This window comes from Streptomyces sp. BR123 (genome assembly GCF_013401435.1).
Classification (GTDB): domain Bacteria; phylum Actinomycetota; class Actinomycetes; order Streptomycetales; family Streptomycetaceae; genus Streptomyces.
The window spans coordinates 1-3513 of record NZ_JACBGN010000471.1; the positions used below are offsets into that span (position 1 = coordinate 1).

The window sequence follows — 3513 nt, forward strand, 5'->3', positions numbered from 1 at the left end:
CCCTTCGAGCCGCGCGGCCCCCCGCTCCCCCTCCCCCGGCGGGCGGGCCGCGCATCGTTCCGCCGCGGCGCGCCGCTCCCTACACTCTCGTCGCATGCTGCGCGTACTGGCCGTCGACGACGAGAAGCCCCTCCTCGAGGAACTCCTGTACCTGCTGCGCTCCGACGACCGCGTCGTCAGCGCCGAAGGCGCCTGCGACGCCACCGGGGCACTGCGCCGGATCACCCGCGCGCTGGAGAGCGGGCCCGACGGGGCCGACGCCATCGACGTCGTCTTCCTCGACATCCACATGGCCGGGCTGACCGGCCTGGACATCGCCAGGCTGCTGGCCGGCTTCGCGCATCCGCCGCTGATCGTGTTCGTCACCGCGCACGAGGGCTTCGCCGTCCAGGCCTTCGACCTCAAGGCCGTGGACTACGTCCTCAAGCCCGTCCGGCCGGAGCGGCTGGCCGAGGCCGTCCGGCGGGCCTGCGACCACCTCGGCCGCAGTGCCGCACAGCAGCCGCCCGCCCCGGCCGGAACGGCCGCCGTTGCGCCCGCCGTCCCGGCGCAGCACCGCCCCGCTGCGGCGACCGCCGCGGGCACCGGGGCCCCCGCTGCGGCCGCCGACCGGGCCCACGACCTGATCGCCGTCGAGCTCGGCGGGGTCACCCGGTTCGTCGCGATCGCCGACATCGCCTACGTCGAGGCCCAGGGCGACTACGCCCGCCTGCACACCGACGCGGGCAGCCACCTCGTCCGCATCCCGCTGTCCACCCTGGAGGAGCGCTGGGCGGCCCGCGGGTTCGTCCGCATCCATCGCCGGCACCTGGTGGCGCTGCGCCGGATCGACGAGCTCCGGCTGGACGCCGGCGCCACCAGCGTCCGGGTCGGCGCCGCCGAGCTCCAGGTCAGCCGCCGGCACGCGCGCCAGCTGCGCGACCTGCTGATGCGCCAGGCGACCGGCTGACCCGCCGGTCGGCCGGTCGGCCGGTCGGCCGGTCGGCCGGTCGGCCGGTCGGCGGGTCGGCCGGTCGGCGGGTGGGCAGGTCGGCGGGTGGGCAGGTCGGCGGGTGGCACACCGACCGCCCGGCGCGCCGTCCGGCCGTTCGTCGCGTCGCACGGGACGTACGGCGCCCCACCCGTGCCGCCGGTCGCAGGGCCGCCGGCGCGCCGCGCCCGAGCCCCCTGCCGGCCCCTATCGTGGAACCGCGGGTCATCACGGAAGGGGGTGCCGATGGCCGAGATCCAGGCACTGCTCGACGCAGTGACCGGACTGCCCCGGACCCGGCCGGCGGGTCCCGCCGAGGCAGAGGTGCTCCTCGCCCGGCTGCGCAGCACCGCCGCCCGCTGGGCCGACGTCCTGTACGCGGCGAACGAGGGGGTCCGCCTCCAGCTGCCGCCCCGGGCGGAGGCCGCGCTGCGGCTCGCGTTCCGGCGCGCCGAGGACTCGTACGTGGAGCTGGAGATCGCGCTGCGGGACTGCGCGGAGCACCGCGACCCGACCCCCTGACCTCCCGCCTGGCCGGGGGCAGGCCCCGCAACGCGCCGGATCACGCCTGTTGCGGTCCGGTTGCGCTGCGTAGACTCCGGTCACCTGCCGTCCCCCTCCCCGGCCGAAGGACCCCCGGTGAACCAGACGTACGCGCTGACCGCGGTCACCGTCGTCGTCCTGGTGACGGTCCTGGTCGGTGCACTGGGCCTGCGGATATCCCGGACCACCTCGGACTTCTACGTCGCCTCGCGCACGGTGGGCCCGCGCCTCAACGCGGCGGCGATCAGCGGGGAGTACCTCTCCGCGGCCTCCTTCCTGGGGGTGGCGGGGCTGGTGATGCTCCAGGGACCCGACATGCTCTGGTACCCGCTCGGCTACACCGCCGGGTACCTGGTGCTGCTGGCCCTCGTGGCGGCCCCGCTGCGCCGCTCGGGGGCGTACACGCTGCCCGACTTCGCCGAGGCCCGCCTCCAGTCGCCGGCGGTACGCCGGATCGCGGTGCTGTTCGTGGTCGGGGTCGGCTGGCTCTACCTCCTGCCGCAGCTCCAGGGCGCCGGACTGACCCTGGAGATCCTGACCGGGGCGCCGCACTGGGCGGGCGGGGTGGTCGTCGCCTGCGTCGTGACCGCGGCCGTGGCCGCCGGCGGCATGCGGAGCATCACCTTCGTGCAGGCCTTCCAGTACTGGCTCAAGCTCACCGCGCTGCTGGTGCCCGCCTTCTTCCTGCTGGCCGCCTGGGCCGGGGACGGCGCGCCCCGGGCCTCCTTCGACGCCCCGGCGGTCTTCCGCGAGCGCACCGCGGTCACCCTCGCGGAGGACGTACGCCTCACGCTGGACGCGCCGCTGACGGTGACGGTCACCGGCCAGGTCGACGGGCGGACGCACACGGCGGCCCCGCTGACGCTCCAGGCCGGGGAGCACCTCGTACGGGCGCACGCGCGGCTGGAGTTCACGCCCGGCACCCCCGTGCCGGAGTCCCGGCCGGCAGCCGGGGCGGGGGCCCCGCGCTGGTCGGAGCCCCTGGCCGGGGACCGGCCGGCGTTCGGGCTGTACGCGACGTACGGGCTGATCCTGGCGACCTTCCTCGGCACGATGGGGCTGCCGCACGTGGCGGTGCGGTTCTACACGAGCCCCAACGGGCCGGCCGCGCGCCGCACCACGCTGGCGGTGCTCGCCCTGCTCGGCTTCTTCTACCTGCTGCCCCCGGTGTACGGGGCCCTCGGCCGGACCTACGTGCCCGAGCTGGCCCTGACCGGGGACGCGGATGCGGCCGTGCTGGTGCTGCCCGAGCGGATGCTGGGCGGGCTGCTCGGCGATCTGCTGGGGGCGCTGCTGGCCGGGGGCGCGTTCGCGGCGTTCCTGTCGACGGCGTCGGGGCTGACCATGGCGGTGGCCGGGGTGCTGCACCAGGACGTGCTGGCTCGGCGGGGAGTACGGGCCTTCCGCCTCGCGGTGCTGGTGGCGGTGCTGGTGCCGCTGGCGGGAAGCACGGCGCTGGCCGACGTACCGGTGGCGGATGCGGTGGGGCTGGCGTTCGCGGTGTCGGCCTCGTCGTTCTGCCCGCTGCTGGTGCTGGGGATCTGGTGGCGGGGGCTGACCCCGCCGGGGGCCGTGGCCGGGATGCTCACCGGCGGTGGGGCGGCGCTGGGCGCGGTGCTGGCGACCCGGGCGGGGCTGGCCCCCGCGGGCTGGGCGCACGCGCTGCTCGCGTGGCCGGCGGCCTGGTCGGTGCCGCTGGGCTTCCTCACCATGCTGTTGGTGTCGCTGGCGACCCGGGCGCGGGTCCCGGTGGGGACGGCGGCGACCCTGGCCCGGCTGCACCTGCCCGAGACCGTGGCCGGAGCCGTCCCCGGGACCTTCCCCGGGGACGGCCGCAGGGGCGGTCCCCTCCCGGACGACGGCCTCCCGAACGCCGGCCGTCCCGAACGTGGCCGTCCGGAACGTGGCCGTCCGGGCAGTGACCGCCCCGGGGGTGCGCCGTGACCGCGGCCCTGCTGGCCGCCTCGGCGCTCTCGGGGGCCGTGCTGCTGGGCCTGGGC

At 77.0% G+C, this 3513-nt stretch carries 3 protein-coding genes; all 3 read left to right on the plus strand.

The genetic code is table 11. The features are described 5' to 3' along the window. Positions 1–94: 94 nt before the first annotated feature. The gene (locus HYE82_RS35125; RefSeq protein WP_179178282.1) at positions 95–949 is read left to right on the plus strand and encodes a LytTR family DNA-binding domain-containing protein; all 855 of its coding nucleotides are present in this window, start codon (positions 95–97) and stop codon (positions 947–949) included. Positions 950–1216: 267 nt separating this feature from the next. Continuing rightward, entirely contained in the window at positions 1217–1492 is a 276-nt protein-coding gene (locus HYE82_RS35130) for a hypothetical protein (RefSeq protein ID WP_179178283.1), read from the plus strand. 117 nt (positions 1493–1609) lie between these two features. Continuing rightward, the gene (locus HYE82_RS35135) at positions 1610–3457 is read left to right on the plus strand and encodes a cation acetate symporter (protein ID WP_179178284.1); all 1848 of its coding nucleotides are present in this window, start codon (positions 1610–1612) and stop codon (positions 3455–3457) included. Positions 3458–3513 lie beyond the last annotated feature (56 nt).